We start from the raw sequence: 2,745 nt of genomic DNA, 5'->3' as shown, positions 1-2,745 counted from the left end.
GCCACCACCTTCTCGCGCGGCGGCTTTCTCAAGGAAGCGGACCGGGAGGCCCTGCTTGCGCGTGGCGCCGTCGGCGACCTTCTGTTCCATTTCTACGACCGCAAGGGCGACCTGGTCGACCATCCCGTCAACAGCCATGTGATGTCGGTGGATGTCGATCGGCTGCGCAAGGCTCCGATCCGAATCCTGACCTCCGGCGGCGAAGAGAAGACCGAGGCGCTGCTCGGTGCCATGAACCTGGTCGCGCCGACCGTGCTCATCACCGACGAGGAAAGCGCGCGCCGCATGCTGGCCGCGCATGGCGCGTCGAGGTAGTTGCCGCAAATTTCAATTGATGCAATATTGCTTGCAATATCACTTCTGCAACTCGATATAGTCGCATGAGGCTGGTTCTCGACACAGCACGCCGGCAAGGGTAAGCCGCCTGTCAAAGGTGACGAATTGGCAAAGTAGCCGAATTTCGGCTGGCTTGGAGTGAGCACGGCTTGCCTCGCGTTATACGCTGCTGTGCTTCGCTGCCGTAATCGCTCGAAAAAATAGAATAACGTGGAAAACAGATGGAAGGCCCGGCGTGATTTTGTCCTATTGGCCTCTTGCTTCTGAACCTTTGAGACTATAGGGCTTTGCGCGGTCCGGAGTGTAGCGCAGCCCGGTAGCGCACTTGACTGGGGGTCAAGGGGTCGTCGGTTCGAATCCGGCCACTCCGACCATTTTTAACCTGAGACTTGGCCCCAAGGCTTTCATCGACCGGGAGCGACCGCTTCGTGTCGGTTCGTTCGGCTGCTTGGCGGAGCTCCCAGCCGCAAGTCCCGCTGATGCCGGTACTCCAGCACGATGGCGCCCCAGATCAGCCCGAGCAGCAGATAGAGATGGCGCCAGTGGTCGATGTCGATGAAGGTGCCGAGGCCTATATTGCCAAGATAGGCGACATAGGCGCAGAGCAGGTAGGGCTGCCATGGCCGGTCGCGCAGAAGGATGCGGAAGCCGGTGCCGATCGTCCATAAGGTCAGCGTCAGGAACGAGACGAAGCCCAGCCAGCCGTAATCCATCAGCGTCTTCAGCCAGATGTCGTGCGTGTCCTCGCCATAGATCGTGCCGAAGACCAGAGGGCCGATGCCGAACGGATGCTCGATAGCCAGCTGGAAGCCGATCGCGTAGCGGGCGAAGCGGCCGAGTCGCGCCGAATCGTAGCTCTGCTCGAGCTGCGCGCGCTGGGTGAACATGTCCGACACGCCGGGCAGTTGCAGGATGATGAGGAAGGCGATGACCAGCAGCGCCACGGCGGCGATCGTCATCACCACGACCCGCAGCCGGAACTTGCCGCTGGCGCTCTGCAGGAACAGGCATGCCGTGAGCAGCACCGCCGACACCGCGAACATGCCCCAGGCGCCGCGCGAGAAGGAAAAGAAGATGCCGGCGGTGATGATGAGCAGCGGCATCGCAAGCAGCGGCATGCGCGACACCGGGCCGGTGAGCAGCAGGTAGAGCAGGTAGGTGCCAGGCAGCACCAGGAACGGCCCGAACACGTTCGGGTCCTGGAAGGCGCCGGCGGCGCGGTCGTATTTGGTGAACACCTCAGCGCCGGGAAAGGCATGGAAATAGCCGGCGATGCCGAGCAGCGACGTCGCCACCGCCGACACGACATAGGCGATGAAGATCAGCCGGTAGAGGCTAGGCTGGACCGAGGTCACCGAGGCGAAGAACACCGCGCTGAAGGCCAGGAACAGCGAGACGGCGAGATAAAGCGGCGTGTTGGCGAGATCCGCCATCTGCGTCATGGCGATCATGCCGCCAATGTTCATCGCCACCAGAAGCACCAGCAAGGGAACGATCGCGCGCGAGATTCGAAGGCCGAACAGCGCCCAGACCGCGATCAGTCCGGCCATGTAGATCTCGTAGGGCGCGGGCTCGCTGATGACGAAGCCGGAGAGCAGGATGCCGATGCCGATCGCGGCCGACGCGATCAGCGAGATCAGCTTCGCGTTGACCGCCGAAGGCGGCAATGCCCGCGGCTGCAACTCATGGGCGACGGCGCTCAATAGGCGTTTTCCGTGTTGAGCAGGCGGATCGGCGTCAGGAACAGGATGCGCAGATCGAACAGCATCGACCAGTTCTCGATGTAATAGAGGTCGTATTCGGTGCGCATGCGGATCTTTTCGTTGGTGTCCATCTCGCCGCGCCAGCCATTGATCTGCGCCCAGCCGGTGACGCCGGGCTTCACCTTGTGGCGGGCGAAATAGCCGTCCACCACCTCGTTGTAGAGCAGGTTGTGCGACTGCGCGGCGATGGCATGCGGGCGCGGCCCGACCAGCGACAGCGAGCCGAACAGGGAGTTGAAGAACTGCGGCAGTTCATCGATCGAGGTCTTGCGGATGAAGCGTCCGACGCGGGTGACGCGCGGGTCGTTCTTGGTCACCGTCTGCTTGGCGGTCGGGTCGGACCTGTCGGTGAACATCGAGCGGAACTTGTAGACCTCGATGATCTCGTTGTTGAAGCCGTGCCGCTTCTGCTTGAACAGCACCGGGCCTTTGCTGTCGAGCTTGATGGCGATCGCCGTGGCGAGCATTACCGGCGAAAAGAGGATGATGCCGACAAGCGAGAAGACGATATCGAAGGCGCGCTTGGCGACCGAGTCCCAGTCGTTGATCGGCTTGTCGAAGATGTCGAGCATCGGCACGGAGCCGATGTAGGAGTAGGCGCGGGGCCTGAACTGCAGCGCGTTGGAATGCGCCGAGAGCCGGATGT

Annotated in this window: 3 protein-coding genes and 1 tRNA gene; 2 read left to right on the top strand and 2 right to left on the bottom strand. The window is 62.2% G+C overall.

Going from position 1 to position 2,745, the window contains the following annotated elements:
* Together EOA24_RS33350 and EOA24_RS33345 are read left to right on the top strand one after the other, a co-directional pair.
* Window positions 1–315: sugar-binding domain-containing protein (locus EOA24_RS33350; protein ID WP_281059916.1), on the top strand; the 315-nt coding region annotated here is incomplete at its 5' end.
* 318 nt (window positions 316–633) lie between these two features.
* Window positions 634–710 (top strand) — tRNA-Pro (locus tag EOA24_RS33345).
* Window positions 711–740: 30 nt separating this feature from the next.
* Here EOA24_RS33345 and EOA24_RS33340 read toward each other — a convergent pair.
* Both EOA24_RS33340 and EOA24_RS33335 read right to left on the bottom strand, forming a co-directional pair.
* Window positions 741–2,039: an O-antigen ligase family protein gene (locus tag EOA24_RS33340; RefSeq protein ID WP_126082877.1), complete on the bottom strand. Its 1,299-nt coding sequence runs from the start codon at window positions 2,037–2,039 to the stop codon at window positions 741–743.
* Window positions 2,036–2,745: exopolysaccharide biosynthesis polyprenyl glycosylphosphotransferase (locus EOA24_RS33335; protein ID WP_127410549.1), on the bottom strand; the 710-nt coding region annotated here is incomplete at its 5' end. The genes EOA24_RS33340 and EOA24_RS33335, both read right to left, overlap by 4 nt.

It is taken from the genome of Mesorhizobium sp. M2A.F.Ca.ET.039.01.1.1, assembly GCF_003998035.1.
Lineage (GTDB): Bacteria > Pseudomonadota > Alphaproteobacteria > Rhizobiales > Rhizobiaceae > Mesorhizobium.
Note: the sequence above shows the minus strand (reverse complement) of the source record. Positions and strands in the feature narration are given on the sequence as shown.